Origin of the sequence: Anaerococcus sp. AH8042_DFU013_CI05 (assembly GCF_047936775.1) — a bacterium.
Taxonomy (GTDB): domain Bacteria; phylum Bacillota; class Clostridia; order Tissierellales; family Peptoniphilaceae; genus Anaerococcus.
In genome coordinates this window covers 544,289-561,200 of sequence record NZ_CP175954.1, presented here as the reverse complement: position 1 = coordinate 561,200, position 16,912 = coordinate 544,289, and the positions used below count along the sequence as shown (strand labels likewise).

The 16,912-nt window shown below is 29.1% G+C and carries 19 protein-coding genes, 1 other RNA gene and 1 pseudogene; 1 reads left to right on the top strand and 20 read right to left on the bottom strand.

The window, feature by feature from the left end; translation table 11 throughout:
- Positions 1-4: 4 nt before the first annotated feature.
- The 17 genes and pseudogenes from ACKRLN_RS03025 to ssrS all read right to left on the bottom strand — a co-directional run bounded on the left by ACKRLN_RS03025 (position 5) and on the right by ssrS (position 12,572).
- On the bottom strand, positions 5-961 hold the full coding sequence (locus ACKRLN_RS03025; protein WP_296141442.1) for an RluA family pseudouridine synthase: 957 nt from the start codon (positions 959-961) through the stop codon (positions 5-7).
- A 1-nt stretch (position 962) separates the two neighbouring features.
- Positions 963-1,508 (bottom strand): DUF6648 family protein, encoded by a 546-nt coding sequence (locus tag ACKRLN_RS03020; protein WP_296141444.1) that lies wholly within the window; start codon positions 1,506-1,508, stop codon positions 963-965.
- 42 nt (positions 1,509-1,550) lie between these two features.
- Positions 1,551-1,970, bottom strand: a complete 420-nt coding sequence (locus ACKRLN_RS03015) for a hypothetical protein (protein ID WP_203126471.1) — start codon at positions 1,968-1,970, stop codon at positions 1,551-1,553.
- Entirely contained in the window at positions 1,967-2,914 is a 948-nt protein-coding gene (locus ACKRLN_RS03010; protein WP_416335213.1) for a TIGR01212 family radical SAM protein, read from the bottom strand. Before ACKRLN_RS03010 ends, ACKRLN_RS03015 begins: the two co-directional genes overlap by 4 nt.
- Entirely contained in the window at positions 2,907-3,326 is a 420-nt protein-coding gene (locus ACKRLN_RS03005) for a DUF1292 domain-containing protein (protein WP_203126466.1), read from the bottom strand. Before ACKRLN_RS03005 ends, ACKRLN_RS03010 begins: the two co-directional genes overlap by 8 nt.
- Before the next feature lie 14 nt (positions 3,327-3,340).
- The gene (locus ACKRLN_RS03000) at positions 3,341-4,711 is read right to left on the bottom strand and encodes a hypothetical protein (protein ID WP_295885101.1); all 1,371 of its coding nucleotides are present in this window, start codon (positions 4,709-4,711) and stop codon (positions 3,341-3,343) included.
- An 8-nt stretch (positions 4,712-4,719) separates the two neighbouring features.
- The gene (locus tag ACKRLN_RS02995) at positions 4,720-5,460 is read right to left on the bottom strand and encodes a peptidylprolyl isomerase (protein WP_295885103.1); all 741 of its coding nucleotides are present in this window, start codon (positions 5,458-5,460) and stop codon (positions 4,720-4,722) included.
- A complete protein-coding gene (locus tag ACKRLN_RS02990; RefSeq protein WP_295885106.1) occupies positions 5,460-6,029 on the bottom strand; it encodes an RNA-binding protein in 570 nt (189 codons plus the stop codon). Before ACKRLN_RS02990 ends, ACKRLN_RS02995 begins: the two co-directional genes overlap by 1 nt.
- Before the next feature lie 87 nt (positions 6,030-6,116).
- A pseudogene (locus tag ACKRLN_RS02985) lies at positions 6,117-6,254 on the bottom strand (RNA-binding protein); the annotation flags it as partial.
- Positions 6,255-6,278: 24 nt separating this feature from the next.
- Positions 6,279-7,115: a YitT family protein gene (locus ACKRLN_RS02980; protein WP_295885109.1), complete on the bottom strand. Its 837-nt coding sequence runs from the start codon at positions 7,113-7,115 to the stop codon at positions 6,279-6,281.
- Positions 7,116-7,194: 79 nt separating this feature from the next.
- Positions 7,195-8,037 (bottom strand): kanamycin kinase, encoded by an 843-nt coding sequence (locus ACKRLN_RS02975; RefSeq protein WP_416335212.1) that lies wholly within the window; start codon positions 8,035-8,037, stop codon positions 7,195-7,197.
- 37 nt (positions 8,038-8,074) lie between these two features.
- Positions 8,075-9,778: a phosphoenolpyruvate--protein phosphotransferase gene (ptsP, locus tag ACKRLN_RS02970; protein WP_295885113.1), complete on the bottom strand. Its 1,704-nt coding sequence runs from the start codon at positions 9,776-9,778 to the stop codon at positions 8,075-8,077.
- A gap of 64 nt (positions 9,779-9,842) precedes the next feature.
- On the bottom strand, positions 9,843-10,103 hold the full coding sequence (locus ACKRLN_RS02965; RefSeq protein ID WP_203126459.1) for an HPr family phosphocarrier protein: 261 nt from the start codon (positions 10,101-10,103) through the stop codon (positions 9,843-9,845).
- Positions 10,104-10,161: 58 nt separating this feature from the next.
- A complete protein-coding gene (locus tag ACKRLN_RS02960; RefSeq protein ID WP_295885118.1) occupies positions 10,162-11,163 on the bottom strand; it encodes a LacI family DNA-binding transcriptional regulator in 1,002 nt (333 codons plus the stop codon).
- Between the two features lie 51 nt (positions 11,164-11,214).
- Positions 11,215-11,658: a hypothetical protein gene (locus ACKRLN_RS02955; RefSeq protein ID WP_203126457.1), complete on the bottom strand. Its 444-nt coding sequence runs from the start codon at positions 11,656-11,658 to the stop codon at positions 11,215-11,217.
- Positions 11,659-11,668: 10 nt separating this feature from the next.
- Complete coding sequence (locus ACKRLN_RS02950; protein ID WP_295885123.1) at positions 11,669-12,331, bottom strand: YtxH domain-containing protein; 663 nt, start codon at positions 12,329-12,331, stop codon at positions 11,669-11,671.
- A gap of 72 nt (positions 12,332-12,403) precedes the next feature.
- Positions 12,404-12,572, bottom strand: a non-coding RNA gene (gene ssrS / locus ACKRLN_RS02945) — 6S RNA.
- A 185-nt stretch (positions 12,573-12,757) separates the two neighbouring features.
- Here ssrS and ACKRLN_RS02940 point away from each other — a divergent pair.
- Complete coding sequence (locus tag ACKRLN_RS02940) at positions 12,758-13,543, top strand: NAD(+)/NADH kinase (protein WP_203126455.1); 786 nt, start codon at positions 12,758-12,760, stop codon at positions 13,541-13,543.
- On the opposite strand, the gene ACKRLN_RS02935 is transcribed toward ACKRLN_RS02940, so the two are convergent.
- Genes ACKRLN_RS02935 through ACKRLN_RS02925 form a run of 3 tightly spaced genes read right to left on the bottom strand, consistent with a single transcriptional unit; the run spans position 13,544 to position 16,821 of the window.
- On the bottom strand, positions 13,544-15,073 hold the full coding sequence (locus ACKRLN_RS02935) for a peptidoglycan D,D-transpeptidase FtsI family protein (RefSeq protein ID WP_416335211.1): 1,530 nt from the start codon (positions 15,071-15,073) through the stop codon (positions 13,544-13,546). It lies immediately after the preceding gene.
- Positions 15,066-16,325: an FtsW/RodA/SpoVE family cell cycle protein gene (locus ACKRLN_RS02930; RefSeq protein WP_296141450.1), complete on the bottom strand. Its 1,260-nt coding sequence runs from the start codon at positions 16,323-16,325 to the stop codon at positions 15,066-15,068. The genes ACKRLN_RS02935 and ACKRLN_RS02930 overlap by 8 nt, the downstream gene beginning before the upstream one ends.
- Positions 16,318-16,821 carry an FHA domain-containing protein gene (locus ACKRLN_RS02925; protein WP_296141452.1) on the bottom strand — a complete coding sequence of 168 codons (504 nt, stop codon included), beginning with the start codon at positions 16,819-16,821 and terminating at the stop codon, positions 16,318-16,320. The genes ACKRLN_RS02930 and ACKRLN_RS02925 overlap by 8 nt, the downstream gene beginning before the upstream one ends.
- Positions 16,822-16,912 lie beyond the last annotated feature (91 nt).

The window sequence follows — 16,912 nt, the reverse complement described above, 5'->3', positions numbered from 1 at the left end:
CCACCTATAAACTAAATATTTTTTCTTTTAGATTTAGTATATCACTTGTCTTATGAGACTCAAAAGATTTATTATTTAAATATTCTAAATTTTTAATTTTACCAAAAACTACTTTATAAGCTAAAAGAATTTGATTATTAATATTAAATCTTTCATTTAAAATCTTATTTGTATTCTTATCTCCATATTTTCTGTCACCAACAATAGGCGTATTGTTATGAGCTAATGAAAATCTTATTTGATGGGTTTTTCCCGTAATTAGTTGGCATTCTAATAGAGTGTATTTACCATTGCTCTCTATTGGCTTAAAATGAGTAATTATATTTGACCCATCTCTAGAACTTTTAATCTTGTTTTTGTTCTCATTTTTGGTAATATTTGTATCAACAGTAAAATCTTTAGTTATTTCACCTTTAACAATTGTTAGATAGTATTTTTCAATTTTATTTTCTCTTATGGCTTTATTTAAAGATCTTAAAGATTCTGCATTTTTTGCTCCAATTACTAAACCTGCAGTATTTCTATCTAGCCTGTTTACTACTGCTGGATTAAAAGTCTTATTACTCTTATCTACTTGATGAGTTTTATGAAGATAGGATAGCATAAAATCAACTAAATTATTTCCATAATCACTCTTATTCGTTGAATGAGTTAAGATTCCACTATCCTTATCCATTAAAATAATATTTTGATCTTCAAAAACTACATCCAAATTAAAATCAGTTGGTTTAAAATCTGTTTTAGTAATCCATTTGTTATAATTCTCATCAGAGATATACATTTTAATTCTATCATTTTCGTATACAAAAGTATCAGCCTTTGCTCTGCTGTCATTTATCTTAAAATTCTTTTTTCTTATATTCTTTTGTATTACCGATAAAGGGGCATTTTCAAAGTATTTTCTTAAGAATCTATCAAATCTTTGATTAGCATCATTTTTTGAAATAGTAATTTCTATCATATTAATAAGTTTTATTTACATAAGAATCAATTAGTGATTGTCTTTCTTCTTCTATAAAAACTCCATGAGTTTTTAAGTTTTTTAATATAAGTTTACTTTTAGAGTGTAAAATTGCTTTATCCATATTTTTTATATGAATTTCAAAAATCTCACCCTTTAACCTATTTGACTTTAATATTATGTAATAACTATCAATGTTTTTATATTCTAATATCTCAAGTAATCTTAGAGTTGCCATATCTTTTAAATGGTAAAAATTTTCTCTTTGATTAATACATTTTACATAAATTTTCTTTTTTTTAGCATTGTGGATTACTTTTTGAGCCTCTAAGTTTGATTTTTTGGCTGATAGATTATAATAATGATAATTGTATAAAGCCTCATTTAAAGTATTTATTGTTGTAAATGGTTTTAGGTTTAGTTTATCTAAAAAAGTAAGATTATTAGTTAAGAAAGTTTCTTTATTTACTTTTGATTCTTCCAATAAATCTATTGATTCCTTTCTGAAAGTTTCAAATAGTTTTAGTTTTTCCTTTTCATTCATCATAATTAAAAAACCGTCTCAAAGAGACGGCCAAGTATTAAATTATTATTTGACTTCAATAATATTAGCTTTAGTTGATTCAGGGATATCATCTTTTGACCAGTCTAAACCTAGATAGATATCAGCTTTTGCATACTCAGATAGTTCATTTAAATCGTTTGTAAGTTTTTCTAAATCTTCACTATCTAAATCTAGGATATCATAAATACCATCCACATATACTTTTCCGATATCATAATCACGAGCAAGAATTCCAGCTATGAATGCTTTTAGTGAGCATGGACAGCATACACCATATGATTTTGCATTAATAACTCTAACTTTATGATCTAATATTCTTGTCTTATCATCATCTGTATTTATAAATACGATGTTATTAAGATCTTTTTCTTTTTCCTTATTAGCTTCTTCAACTAAATATTGAGTTTTTCCTGTTCCTGACTGTCCTAGTACATAATAAATCATGATTTGTCCCCCTTAATTTTGTCAAAAATTATTCTTTCGGATTTATCTCCTTGGATATATCCTTTATTATTCATCTTTTCAATTATTTCATCTATAAGCCACCAAGAAGTATCCCAGTTACAAAAGGCTGTGTCTTCTTCTGGAGCTCTACCTACAAGTCTTTGAATAGCAATGTTAGGTTTAAGTAATCTTAAAAAATCGATTACATTTTCTTCATATTGATCTTTACTTGGCATTTCAAATTCATTATTAATAAACATATTATAAAGTTTTGTATTTTTAGTTACAAATAAGGAATGAATTTTAACCTCACTTATATTAAGAGCATTTAGAATTCGTGCTGTTTGTCTCACATCTTTAGAATCATCCCATGGTAGGGATAATATTACGTGTGTACATATTCTAAAATTGTATTTATTTAATAAATTACAAGCGAATATAAAATCAGCTAAGTCTTCACCCCTATTTAATATCTCCAAAGTTTTATAATTAGCAGTTTGTAAGCCAAGTTCGAATATAATGTCTTTTCCAGTTTCCTTTGACCACTTGTCTAAAAAAATCAATTTATCTTCTGTAACAGAATCAGATCTAGTAGAAATAGAAACTGCAACAATGTAATCCTTATCACAAGCCTTAATTACTTGTTTAAACTCTTCTAAAGACATATAGGTATTAGTGAAATTTTGAAAATATGCAATAAACTTATTTGCTTTGTACTTATTTCCGATGTATTCCTTATTTTCTTCTAGTTGCTCATCTACAGTCATATATGATGGGAGATTTTCAAAACTTCCACCACTTTCACCACAAAATATGCAACCACCATAACAAGCTGCTCCATCCCTATTTGGACAAGTTAACGAAAGTTTGATAGGCAACTTATATACTTTTTCACCATAGGTATCTTTATAATATTCACTAATAGAATAGTATGGATTATTCATCTAATGAATCAGAATCCTCGATTACATCATCTTCTTCAACTTCATATTCAAAATCATCTTCTTCAAATCCATCAAAGTTTTCAATGTCAGAATTATAATCTTCAACAAGATTATCTAAAGCATCATCATCCCAATAGTGTGTAAATAAATGAAAGACTTCTTCTAGTTCTTCCTCATCTTCTACCACTTTTAAATCTATTTCATCATTTTCAAATGAATCTTCATAATAGAAAATATAGATTTCATTTGTTTCGCTAGAGATTAGAGCAACATAGTCAGTCTCATCAACTGTAAATATATCTATCAGATAGCACTCATCGGTTCTATCTCCTAGGTCGATTTCTATAACAGCTTTTCCGTTATTTTTTAGAAATTCTAATTCATGTCCATGAAGTTCAATCTTTTCTGTCATATTGGCTCCTTAATTTAAATGTGCGATAATACGTTATCTATAAGATTTGTAACAGTCATGATTTCTGACAAATCTGTAAAATAAATATCATCTTCTCTTTGTTTATATTCTACCCCTAATGAAACAATCTTAACATCTAACTTAGAAAAAATCATACTTGAATCTAATGAGTATTGGGTTTTTACAACTGGAAGATCTTCGTTAGTCAAATCTTTGTATGCTTTTATAAAGCTGTCAGTTAACATACCATCTGGATTTTTCCATCTTGGTAGGCTTAATCCAATATTCATATTACTTTCACTTATATTTGTAGCTGTTTTCATTTTTTCTAGCATTTCATTCATGCTCTCATCAGAAAGAGATCTACAAACAACTATAAAATTAATATAATCTTCAAAAGTCCTTGCAGTTGATAGATTAATCGAACTAATTAATTGATTATTATTAGAATTCACAGAGTATGCACCTGATGGCATAAGCTCTACAAAAGATGACAAACGGCTAAAAGATTTATCCGAAATAGGATAATAATTTTCCCCGTCTATCTCTTCTAAATTAATATCCAATTCTGGTTCATACTTTAGATTCTTTTCTATGTATTTATTTTTATATAAATCAAATGTATTTACCAATTCATTTTCATATTCAGAATTTATTGCAAAATCAATTCTTGAGAAATTTGGTATATAATCATACCTATCCCCACCCTGCAATCTTACTATATCAAGATCTACTTTTGATTTTATTTTCCTAATTAATCCCATTATTGATTTTATGGAATTAAGTCTCACCTTATCCAAATCTTCGCCTGTATGGCCTCCGATTAGATTAGTAAGAGATAGCCTAAAAGTTTTAATATCATTAATATTATCATATCTATTAACAGGTAATTTTATATTAAGTAAATTTAATGCACTAAACTCATCAGCAATACATCTAGCTTGTCGCAAGTTAAGATTAATAACCTTATCACTTCTTAAAACTTCCTTAAGATCGCTATAATTTATAATATCGATTTGAATATTGTTGTTAGTAATCAAAACATCAAAATCATTATCTGATAGGTCAAGTAAATTCGATATTACAAACACTGCATTATATAAATAAATATTTTTGCCTGCTAAAATTCTAGCTCCATCTATATCTTCATAATCTAGATTTCTATTTAAGAATTTAGAATCCGCATTAAGATGGATGACTGCTTTTGGTGATTTACCTTTTTTTATATAAAAAGAATCACTTATCTCTATGACTTCTAGCTGATGAATTTTTGCTTTTTCTAGGATAAATTTATTTACCATATCAGCAGCAGTCTCTACATCATCATAGACCATAGTTTTTTGAATATTAAATTTTAGATTATCGGTTAAATTGACATAATCCATAAATTTTCCTAGTAGTACTTTTTAACCTCAGCATTTTTTGAAAGATCATTTGCTAAATCCATATATTTTTCTTGTCTTTTTAACATTTCATATGTAGATCTCACTTGATCTTTTACTCTTTCATAAGAGCTTTCAGTTTCCTTTTTATCATCTAATTTTATTAGATGATAGCCAAATTGTGTTTTTATAGGTTTTGAAATTTCACCTACATTTATTGAATCAAGGCCATCTTGAAATTCTCTTACCATAACTCCTTTTGGGAAAGAACCTAGGCTTCCACCATTCATCCCAGATGGATCTTTAGAATACTTTTCTGCAGCTTTAGCAAAATCTAAACCTTCATTAAGTTCATCATAAATTTTATTTGCCTCATCTTCACTATCTACTAATATATGACTAGCTGTATATGTTGTTGGAGAAAACAATGTTTCTTTATTATCTTCATAATATTTTTCTAATTCATCATCTGTAATTGATACAGATTCAAAAACCTTATGCATTGCATAGTTTTTTAGCATATTATCTTTTACAATGTTTAATTCATCAATAAATTCTTTATCTTGGTCATATTTTTTTTCTTTGGCATCTTCTAAAATTAGTTCTTGATTTATTAACTCATCTGCAAGGACATTAATACCTTGATCATTGTTAAATCTTTCTTTATCTGGCATTCCTTGCATAAGCTCATAAACATCGCTTAAATATATTTTTTTACCATTTACTTCTGCTAATAATTTGTTTTCAGTCATTATATCCTCTTTACTAATTCTATCTTGTTATCAAAAATTTTGATATCGTTGTTCTTGTATAATCTACCTATTGCTCTTTTGAAACTTGACTTACTCATTCCAAAAGTTTGATTAATCTTTTCTGGACTTGATTTATCTGACAAGTAAGCAACACCATCGTTATCATAAAGATAATCTAAGATTATATCACTATCATTATCTATCTCTAGATGAGCTCTTTGTCTTAGTGAAAGCTCGATTTTGCCATCAGATTTTATTTCTTTTACTCTAGCATTAACCAGCTCTCCCTCTACAAACACTCCCCTTAATTCTTCGATTCTTAAAAGTGAATCGTATTTATCATCTATAGCAATAAAAGCTCCTATAGATTTGTTTATAGAATAAATCCTACCAGTGACCTCATCATTTTCTTCAAAACTATGGTCAGTTGTAAGCAAGTCTCTTATTTTAGATGTTAAGAATACTTCTCCATTTTTATCTACCTTAAATGCCACAGGATATATCATATCTACTATTATTCTATACGTTCTTTCGGAGAAAGGCATAAAAATATGATTTTTATTAGGCATTTCAAAGTAAACACCCTTTTTATCAACTTTAATAGCTTTTAGATCATAAACTTTTTCAAATTCATATGGAAAATCTGTTGTAGCTTTTAGAATATTATTTAAATCTTGGTATAAATAAACTTTAACACTATCTCCTTGATTTTTATCCTTAACTTCTTTTTTATCTATAATTGCATCACCAAACTTAGTAGCAAGGTATGCTTTATTTTTATTAAATCTTTTAATTCTATACTCTTTAATAATTATCTCCTAACCTAGCTGGTTCTTAGTAAATCCAGATCCATAAACTTCTGAAATTGTGTATGAGAATATAAATGCTTTGTCATCCAATTTTAATATTTCTTCTTTTATAACTGGAAACCTGCGTACATTTGAGATTGTTAGAACCAACTTTTTCTCCCTACCTGTGTATCCACCTTGAGCATGCAGAAGCGTAACACCTCTATGATATTTGTTTACCATTAAGTCATTTATTTCTTCATGCTTATCACTTATAACAAATACTGCAATTTTTCTACCCAAACCTTGACTGACATAATCAAGACAAATTGCCTGAACAATTATAGCTAAAACAGAATACAAAGACGGTTCAAAACCTAAGATAAACATTGCTAGGATTATTACCGTTAAATCTGTAAAAAATAAACCTATATGGATAGGGATGTTTGAATATTTATTTATAATTGTAGCAATAACATCTGTTCCTCCAGATGAGCCACCATTATAAAATATTAATCCAAGTCCAAATGCAATAATTAGCGGGCCAAATATTACATTAAGTATCAAATCATTAGTCAAGTTTACATCAGGAAAGTAACTTTCTAAAAAAATAATCATCAGAGAAACTGTCGCTGCAGATAATATCGATCTTTTTGCAAAATCCTTACTTATAAATACGGATCCTAAGAACAGTATACCTATATTTAATACTAAGTTTATAGGGCCTATAGGTAGATTCAGTAATTTTGATATTACCAGAGACATTCCGGAAACACCGCCCGCTGATATATTATGTTGTAGCAAAAAAAAGTATAAACCTATAGCAATTAATACTGATCCAGTAACAATATATACATTCTTTTTCATATAGGACCCTCCGCAAATTTATACTAAAAGTCTATCATATTATAAGTTTTTATACAATTATAGCAAGTAAAAAAGAAGGCTAATCACCTTCTTTAATCCAATTTGGAATATCAGTATTAAAGTTGTCATACATTGTTAATAACTCTTTTAAATCATCTAAGCTATATATACTTGGTTTTCCCTCTCTATGAGCAACAATATTATATAAAATATTGTATGCTTCATAAAGGGCTAATAACCTAAAAAATTTTATAGGAGCTTTACGATTTTCAAAGTATCCATCAAAACAGCCCCTAGTAAATTCACTATTCTTTAATCCTATATCATTCAGATTTACAAAATCATATACGCCATCCCCAACTTTAGTAAAGTTAATTCCAGACATAATTAGATTTCCTTTTTCATCTAAGTAGATATTTGACAAATCAAGGCTATTAAAAATATATGATGGACATATACTTTTAGTTAAATGTTTATTATGGTTTATATAATCTATAAGTATATAGTCATCATCCCCAATATCTTCATTTACTCCATGCATATAAAAAAGATAGTTTGCTTTGGTATTAAAAAAATCAAACCAATTAATTTTTTCTTCAGGAGTAATTGAATGGATTTGTTTAAGAATTCTTCCAAATTTCATTCCCATTTCATAATTATTTTTTTTACTATTATTTATTAAATAATCATTTAAGCTTGTTAAATCCCTATATTCGCTAATCTCGTAATAATGATTTTTGTCAAATGTTCCTGTTTTTATTGTGGACTGGTTTTTAATTGACAATTGCATTAGCTTATCATAGCTATTTTTGTGAAAAATATGAAGAATAAAATCTCCAGATTGTGTGATGATTTTATACATTTCTTCATTTAGATTAATGATATCTTTTATGATCAAATCATTATTCTTAAAATAATTCAATTTTTTTATTTGATCTTCAATAATACCTAGCATTTTTCTAATTGTGTTCTTTTACCTTTTCTTCAACTTCTTCTGGAGTTTCTAAATCTAATAATGAATTTGAGAATTCTTCTTCATTTTTTAAGCTAGACTTGATAACTGTATCTTTAATTTCAGCAATTTTTGAAGGTGATGCAGAATACTCGTCTAAACCTAAACCTAAAAGTAGTTTTGTAGCTTCCGTATCTGATGCAAATTGGCCACACATACCTGTCCATTTTCCTGCTTTATGAGAAGCATCAATTACATGCTTTATAGCTCTTAAAACTGCTGGGTTGTAGTTAGAATATAGGTCAGATATATTTTCATTTCCCCTATCTACTGCAAGAGTGTATTGCGAAAGGTCATTTGTACCTATAGAGAAGAAATCTACATATTTGATAAACTGATCAGCCATGAATACGGATGCTGGAGTTTCAATCATAATACCCACTTCAATATCTTTGTTATAATCTACACCATTTTGATCTAATTCTTTTTTAATATCTTCGATAATCTCTAAAGTTCTTTTAAATTCAGAGATATTAATAATCATTGGAATCATAATCTTAAGATTACCAAATGCTGATGCCCTAACTAGAGCCTTAAGTTGAGTTCTAAATATATCTTCTCTATCTAAACATAGTCTAATTGCTCTATAACCTAAAAATGGATTTTCTTCAACTGGGAATGTAAAGTAATCTAATCCTTTATCCCCACCTATATCTAAGGTTCTAATTATGAGTGGTTTTTCACCTAGCATTTGTGTAGCTTCTTTATAAACTTCATATTGTTCTTCCTCTGTTGGGAAATGATCATTTTCCATATATAAGAATTCAGTTCTGAATAAGCCTACACCATCACATCCATTTTCAATTGCTACTTTTAAATCTTCAATATTTCCAATATTTGCAGATACTTCTACTTTTTTACCATCACTAGTAACTGCTTCTTTGTCTTTTATCTCTTTTAGTCTTTCTTGTTTTTCTTTTTGCTCTTTGATTTTTGTTTGGTATTCTGCAATTATATCATCTGATGGATTTAGGATTATAAGTCCTTGATCTCCATCAATAATCGCATTTTCTCCGCCCTCTACTTTTGTAGATATATCTTGCATACCAACTAAAGCTGGAATATCTAAAGTTTGAGCAATAATTGAGGTATGGCTTGTCTTTCCACCAAGGTCAGTTGCAAATCCCACAACATTTTCCTTATTCATATTTGATGTATCAGATGGTGTAAGTTCTTTTGATATTACAATTGAACCTTTTTCCAATAGAGATAAATCTTTTGGTTTAATACCCTTTAATTTATACATTAATTGATATCCGATATCTTTGTAGTCGCTTGCACGTTCTTTTAAGTACTCGTCATCAATTTGGCTCATGATTTCTACCATTTCATTAACCGTTTCATTTAAAGCCATCTCAGAATTCTTAAGTTCATTTTCTATTTTTGCATTTATAGTATCTGAGAAATAAGGGTCTTGTAGGAGCTCTTTATGCGCATTAGCAATATTTACTTGAGCTTCGCTTGCACCTTCATTATTATCTAGTTCGCTGATATAGTCGTTGATTGCAGTCTTTATGCGATTTTTTTCATCTTCAATCATCGCATCATCTATTTTAGAATCGTCAATTACAACTTCTTCTCTATTAAATAAATAAATAGTACCTATGGCTATACCAGTACTTGCCTTAATCCCCTCGTATTTAGTATTCATGTTTATCCTTTCCTAATTATCTATAAAAAAAAGGATACTAATCAGTATCCTAAAATGCTAAATATTATTCTGATAAGTTTTCAATAAAATCAACTAATTCATCTGCAAATTTATCTTCGTCTTCACCTTCAACTACTAAAGTGATATCAGTTCCTTTAGCAATTCCAAGACTCATAACATTAAAGATTGATTTAGCATTTGCTTCCTTACCTTCTTTAATGATTTTTACTTCACCTGGATAATTTTTTACAAATTGTACAAGTGATGCAGCAGGTCTTGCGTGTAATCCTGTTTCATTTTTTATAACAACGTTTCTTTCAGCCATAATTCCTCCTCATGTATCTATAAATATATTATAATGTTTTATAAACGTTTTTCAACTATCACTTACTGGATTCTCGAGCTACAATATTACATTCTATTACCCAATCTTCTAGTAAAATCTCATCTTCTTTTTTAATCCTTTTTATTAGGGCCCTTATTGCTATAGCCCCTATATCATAATATGGAATTGATACAGTGGTTAGATTTGGCCTATATATACTTGCGATTGATGCATCTCCAAAACCAGTAACTGATAGTTTATCTGGTACTTTTATTCCATGATCAGCACAGTAATCTATAAAACCTATTGCCACTTCATCATTCATAAGAGAAACTGCAGTGATATTATTTTCATTGCAAAGATTGATAGCCTCTTTACCTATGTTATACCCATCATTACTTGATAAGCCATCAATTTTTAATACAAAACTTTCTTTTTCTAAATCATTTACTGCTTCATTATATCCTTGAAGTTTTGCATTATTAAGTACGTTGTCTTCTTCATTACCAATGTAAAGCACACTTTCATGTCCTAAATCATATAGGTACTTTGTAAGTTTATACTGCTCTTTTAGATAATCAATCTTTACAGTATTTAAATTTTTATAGGCATGATATTTATCAAGCAATATAAATGGTATTCGTGTTTCCCTAAGCTTGATTAATGTTTCATCAGTAAGATTTTCTGTAATTATTATCAGTCCTTCAACTTGCTTTGTGGCTAAGAAATCTATAGAATTATTTAATGCTTCTTCACTACCATAAGAGCTTTGTAACAATATATCGTATTTATATACTCTTCCGATCTCTTCTACACCTCTTATTAGTTGAGCCATATATTCTATACCTATATCCTCAACTATAACCCCTACTAAATTTGATCGTCTCATTACAAGGGATCTTGCAAGTTCATTTGGTTTAAAATCTAGTTTTGTTATAGCATCTAAAACTTTTTGCCTAGCTTCTGGACTAACGGGTTTAGAGTTATTCATAACTCTTGAAACTGTAGATATTGAAACTCCGGCAAGTTTGGCTACATCTTTTATTGTTGGTTGCCCCATATTTACCTCTTTTCAAAAAAAAGGCCATCTATCGATGACCTTGATTTATAATTATCTACCTGATATTACGTTTTTAACTATATCTACAACGTCCACAACTAAGCTTGAGTAGTCTCCTACTGATGCAATACCTGCACCAACGGTATCAATACTATCTATAGCTGTTTCACCAACATAGTTTACTGTGTCTCTAATATCGTCTGTGATACTATTTACGTTTGTCATTGTATCATTTGCTTTTGCAATTGCCATTCTTAAGTTAGGATCTTGAACAACTGTATTTACATTGTTAACTAACATATTGGCTTGATCAACAACCCCAGGAAGTTTATCAATCACTTGATCAATGTTATCTTCGTTTTTATCTAGAACTCCGTGGATTTTTTTAACTAATTCATTTGCACTTTTTAATGTCAAGATTAAGTAAACAAGTGCAACAATTCCAACAATAGTTAAAATAATATTACCAAGAAGGTTAAAGTTAATTGTTAGCATTTAAAACTCCCTAGTTATTTTTATTTTTTTTGTTTTCGATATCTTTTTTTACTTTTTTAGCATTATCTTTAGCTACTTCTGCATTTTCTTTTGCATTATCTATAGCTTTTTCTGCATTTTCTTTAACTTCTTCTTTGCCTTTGTTAGCTTCATAAGAAATGTCTTCACCTTTATCATCAGCTACTTCTTTAACATCTTTTGCTCCAGCTTTAACATCATCAGCAACATCACTAGCTGTGCTTGAAACTATTTTTGATACTTCAGAAGCACCTTCTTCTAAGTTGTCTTTTACATTTTCAGCTGTTGTAGCTAGCTGATCTCCTGTTTGTCTAGCTATTTCTTTGCCATAGTCAAAGCCTTCTCTTACAGGTTCTAAATCTGTGTAGGCTCTGTATTTGATATCTTCATAAGTATCTTTTGCATTATCTACGAAATCTGAAGAAGTTTCTTTTACAGTTCTTACTGTTTCATCAAATGCTTCCCCAATATCTTCTCTAGTTTCTTTACCAGATTTTGGTGCTAGTAGGATACCAGCTGATACTCCAACTAGAGCTCCAAGTAAAGCTCCTTGAGTTCTCATTCTACTATCATGGTTTTTAGCTTTCCAAATTTCATATTTGATTTCTCTTTGTTTAGCTCTTGCTCTGTCTTCAATATAATCTGCTATTGACATATATATCACTCCTTTAAAATTGTACTAGTTATTATATACCCACAATAATTTCTAAATAACATTTTTAATATAAAAAATCCTAAGGTGGTCCTTATTTTAATACCTTCGTTTGTGTGAAGGTGGGCAAGCTGCCTAGCATTTCTGAAGTCCACTCAAAGGAGGCATGTCATCCAAGCTAGGACTACGCAATCCCTTATAAAAGTTGTAGGTTTAAATTCGGACCGGGTAGCCTTAGGATAAATAAATTATAATATACGAAAAAAAGATTTGCAACACAAACTTTTTCATAAAATTTTAATACTAGGATATATATTGGAGTATATGGCTTAAAAAAGTTTTCCCTTTAATACTAAATCTCTTTATAATATCTAATTTTGTTTATGATTTACCTATCTATGTTATAATTATTTTAAGAGGTAAAGATAAATGACTAATGTTATCAATATTTTTAAAAACAAATCAAAATTTAGTAAAAGTGTGTATTTTAAGACAAAAGATGCACTTGAAAAACATGGTTTTGCAGTAAGTAATACTTATGATCATAATGCAGTTTTAAATCTTGTAATTGGTGGAGATGGTACATTTTTAAAGGCTGTTCATGATACAAATTTTACAACAATTCCATTTATAGGAATAAATACCGGCCATCTTGGTTTTTATCAAGAGGTTGAGGCAAATGAAATCGAAGATTTTATACTTGCTTTTAAAAACGGACAATATCAAACTCAGGAACTAACAATACTTCAATCAACAGTAAATAAAAAAAGATTTGATTCATTAAATGAAGTTGTAGTAAAAAGTAACAAAAATCAGATTGTAAGACTCAAAGTTTTCATAGATGGTAATTTTATAGAAAATTTTTCGGGTGATGGATTAATAGTTGCAACACCTCACGGATCAACAGCTTATAATCTTTCTTGCGGTGGCTCAATACTCCACCAATCTTTAAAGGGATATTCGCTAACCCCTATCGCTCCTATATTTTCTAACTTAAATAATGCAATAATAAGCCCTATTGTTTTGCCTGAAGATGCAACTATAGAAATCTTGGTTTCAAAAAGAGACAATTACCACACTGTTTTTATATTTGACGGTAAGGAATATGCTAGCAAAGACTATAAGATCACTATAAAAGTATCTAATAAAACAATAAAAAAACTTATCCTTGATAAAAACCATTACTGGTCCAATATCAAAAATAAGCTTTTATAATTAATCGAGTCGTACTTGATTAAAGATATCTCTCATTAGATTTCGTGCAATTGGTGCTACTGTAACACCACCAGTATCATCTGCATCTTCAACTACAATTGCTACTGCTATTTTAGGATCATATGCTGGTGCAAAACCTACAAACCAAGCATCGATAAATCCATTTGATTTATCGGTGGTACCAGTTTTTCCTGCTACTTGGATGCCATCAATGTAAGCAGCTTTTCCTGTTCCTTCATTTACAACATCAACCATCATATCTCTTATATTATTTGCTCTTCTTTTGCTAGTTACAATCGATAATTTTTCATCTTTTGCTTTATAAATTTCTTTACCATCTTTATCAGTAATTGTTTTTACAAGTCTAGGTTGCATCATAACTCCATCATTTGCGATTGTTGAACTTACCATTGCCATATGAAGAGGAGTTACCTGGCTTTTACCATAACCAAAACCTGTCATTGCTAGATCTACTTGATTCAATTCTTTATACGGGATTATTGAATCATATTTTTCTAGATCAAAAGGATAAGTTTTATTAAACATATACTTATCAGTCATTTTTTCTAAGCCTTCTTTGCCCATTTCTTTAGTTTTAGAAGCAAAGTAGGTATTTGATGAATACATAAATGCTTTTCTAAGATCAAGATCTCCAAATGACAAACCATCAAAGTTCTTAATTTCAAAGTTTTGAATTAATTCAGTACCAGTATCTTCATAATTCTGATCGACATTACTTTCTAATATTGAATTTGCCGTCACTATTTTAAAAGTAGATCCTGGCCTGTATAGTCCAGTTGTAGTTCTATTTACAAGTGGACCACTATTATTCGCAATTAAATTATCCCAATTTGCATCTATATTATTAGGGTCAAATGTTGGATTTGAAACCATGGCAAGTATTTCACCAGTTTTTGGGTTCATAACAACTGCAGCTCCAACATAGTTACTCATATAATTGTAAGTAAGATTTTGAATATTCTGATCTATTGTAAGATGTAAATCATTACCTACATCATTTGTAACCACCATTTTTCTAAAGTTACTCATATTTTCATCTCTAAGATTAAGCAACCATTTATTATAAGTTTTTTCTACACCCGTTTTACCGTACGTTTTAGAATTATATCCAGTTACAGTAGCGGCTGCTTTGCCATAATTGTAATGACGATACTGACTACCGTCTTGATCGTATTCACTATAAGCTAGTACATTATCATTCTTATCATAGATCTTACCACGGGCAATAGTATCTTCATTTATCCAATTTCTGCGATTATTTTCATTACTAGCTATAGATTTAGCCTTAAAAAGTTCAAAGTATACTAAATATAGGGCAAGACCCATAAAAAGGATTACAAAGAATATCATAACAAAAAGCAATCTCTTATTTAAAGTTGATTTTGATAATACTTTCAGCTCTTTACTATTTTTTAACCTTTGATCTTCTTCTTTCTTTTTTATCTTATCCAAAAAACTTTCTTTATCACTTCGTTTTTTGTTAGCCTTTTGATTTTTGTTTTCACTCATCTATCTCATCTCCGTATTTTATATCGCTTGCACAATATTGCAGACACCCTAGCAGGATAAATCCTGATAGCATGGATGACCCCCCTTGAGAAATAAATGGTAGGGTTACACCGGTTAAAGGGATAATCTTTAACACTCCTCCAAGTATTATAAATGTTTGGAAGGCAAATAGGACTGCTATACTAAATGCTAGGATACTAAGAAACTTATCTTGTTGAATTAAAGAAATTTTAAAGGCCCTATATACAAGTATCATAAATAAAAGTATTACAGCTAGCCCCATGAAAATACCCATTTCTTCAGAAATCGCTGAAAAAATAAAATCAGATTCTGCAACTGGTACATAATCAGGATGTCCTAATCCTATACCTCTTCCAAATAGGCCTCCACTTGCTGTAGCAAAAAGAGCTTGGGTTATTTGATATCCGGTAACATTTATATCTGACCATGGATCTAGCCATGTAGCCACCCTTACTCTTACGTGACCAAACATAAAATAAGCTAAGATTGATCCAAGTATCATTGCAACAATATTTATGGTTATAAGAACCCTGTCCTTTTCATATACAAATTGACTTAATATCATAAGTCCAAAAAATATTAAAGCAGTACCTAAATCTTTTTGTAAAAATAAAAATCCTATAAAAACATATATAACAAAATTCATATAGTATCTACCAAAAGGTTTCATAGAAACTTCATTGTACCTAGAGTAGAAACTTGCTACAAAAAATGCAAGTGGGATTTTTATAAACTCTGATGGTTGGATTGTTACGGGACCTAATATAATCCAGTTTTTAGCCCCTCCTATATATGAACCAAAAACGAGAGTCGCCATAAATAGACCCACCGATATTATTACATAAAATAAACTTATCTTACTCCAAAACTTAAATGTCTTTAAAATAAAGAAAGTTAAGAAAAATAGGACTATTCCAAGCAAATAAAATTGCAATTGTCTTTTACCATATGAAGGATTAAGTCTATAAATAATAGCTACACCTATTGCAAAAAGCATATTAACTATCAATAGCAATATATTATCAGCCTTGGTTATTTTTGGAGTTAATATAGTCGATAAAACTATAACTACCAAAATAGCTATGTAAGTGTAAAAATCAGTTGTACTTACATTTGATATATTAAAAATCAAAGCTAAGGATAAGGCCAAAAACGAAAAAATAAACAGTAGAAATATTGATTTTCTAATGTATTTTTTCTCTTTTTGTTCTACATCTATTGTATTAATCATTTTCTTCACCTTGGATAAATAAGAATTGCAATTGACCTATATGTATTATGTCATTTGACTTAAGTTCAATTGCATCTTCTATTTTTTCATCATTTAGAAAAGTTCCGTTTGCTGAGTTTAAATCTTCTAGGAAATAAATATCCTCATCTTGGATTATGCGTGCATGGAATTTGGATAAATATTTATCCTTGATACAAATTGTATTTCTATCATCACGCCCTATCGTATTTTCCTCCCCGATAAAGTAATATTCTTGGACTATAAACCTAAATCCATCGTTTCTATTAAGTAATTTTAAATAAGTATCAGATTCTTGTTCTTTTTTAAGTGTCGTTCTTACATCATAGTAAATTATTCTAATAATAGAATATATAAAATAAAAAACCACTATGACAAAAACATATTTTAATATTGTTGAAAATAATTGGTATAGGGTTAAATTTCCTATAACCTGAACTGAAAAAACATCATCAACAGCTTTCAAAAATTTTTCCATATAAACCATCCTTTACGATTTGTATATATTTTACCACATATGATTTATTTTTGAACTTTATAAAAGTTTACACAAAAAAACTAGGACATAA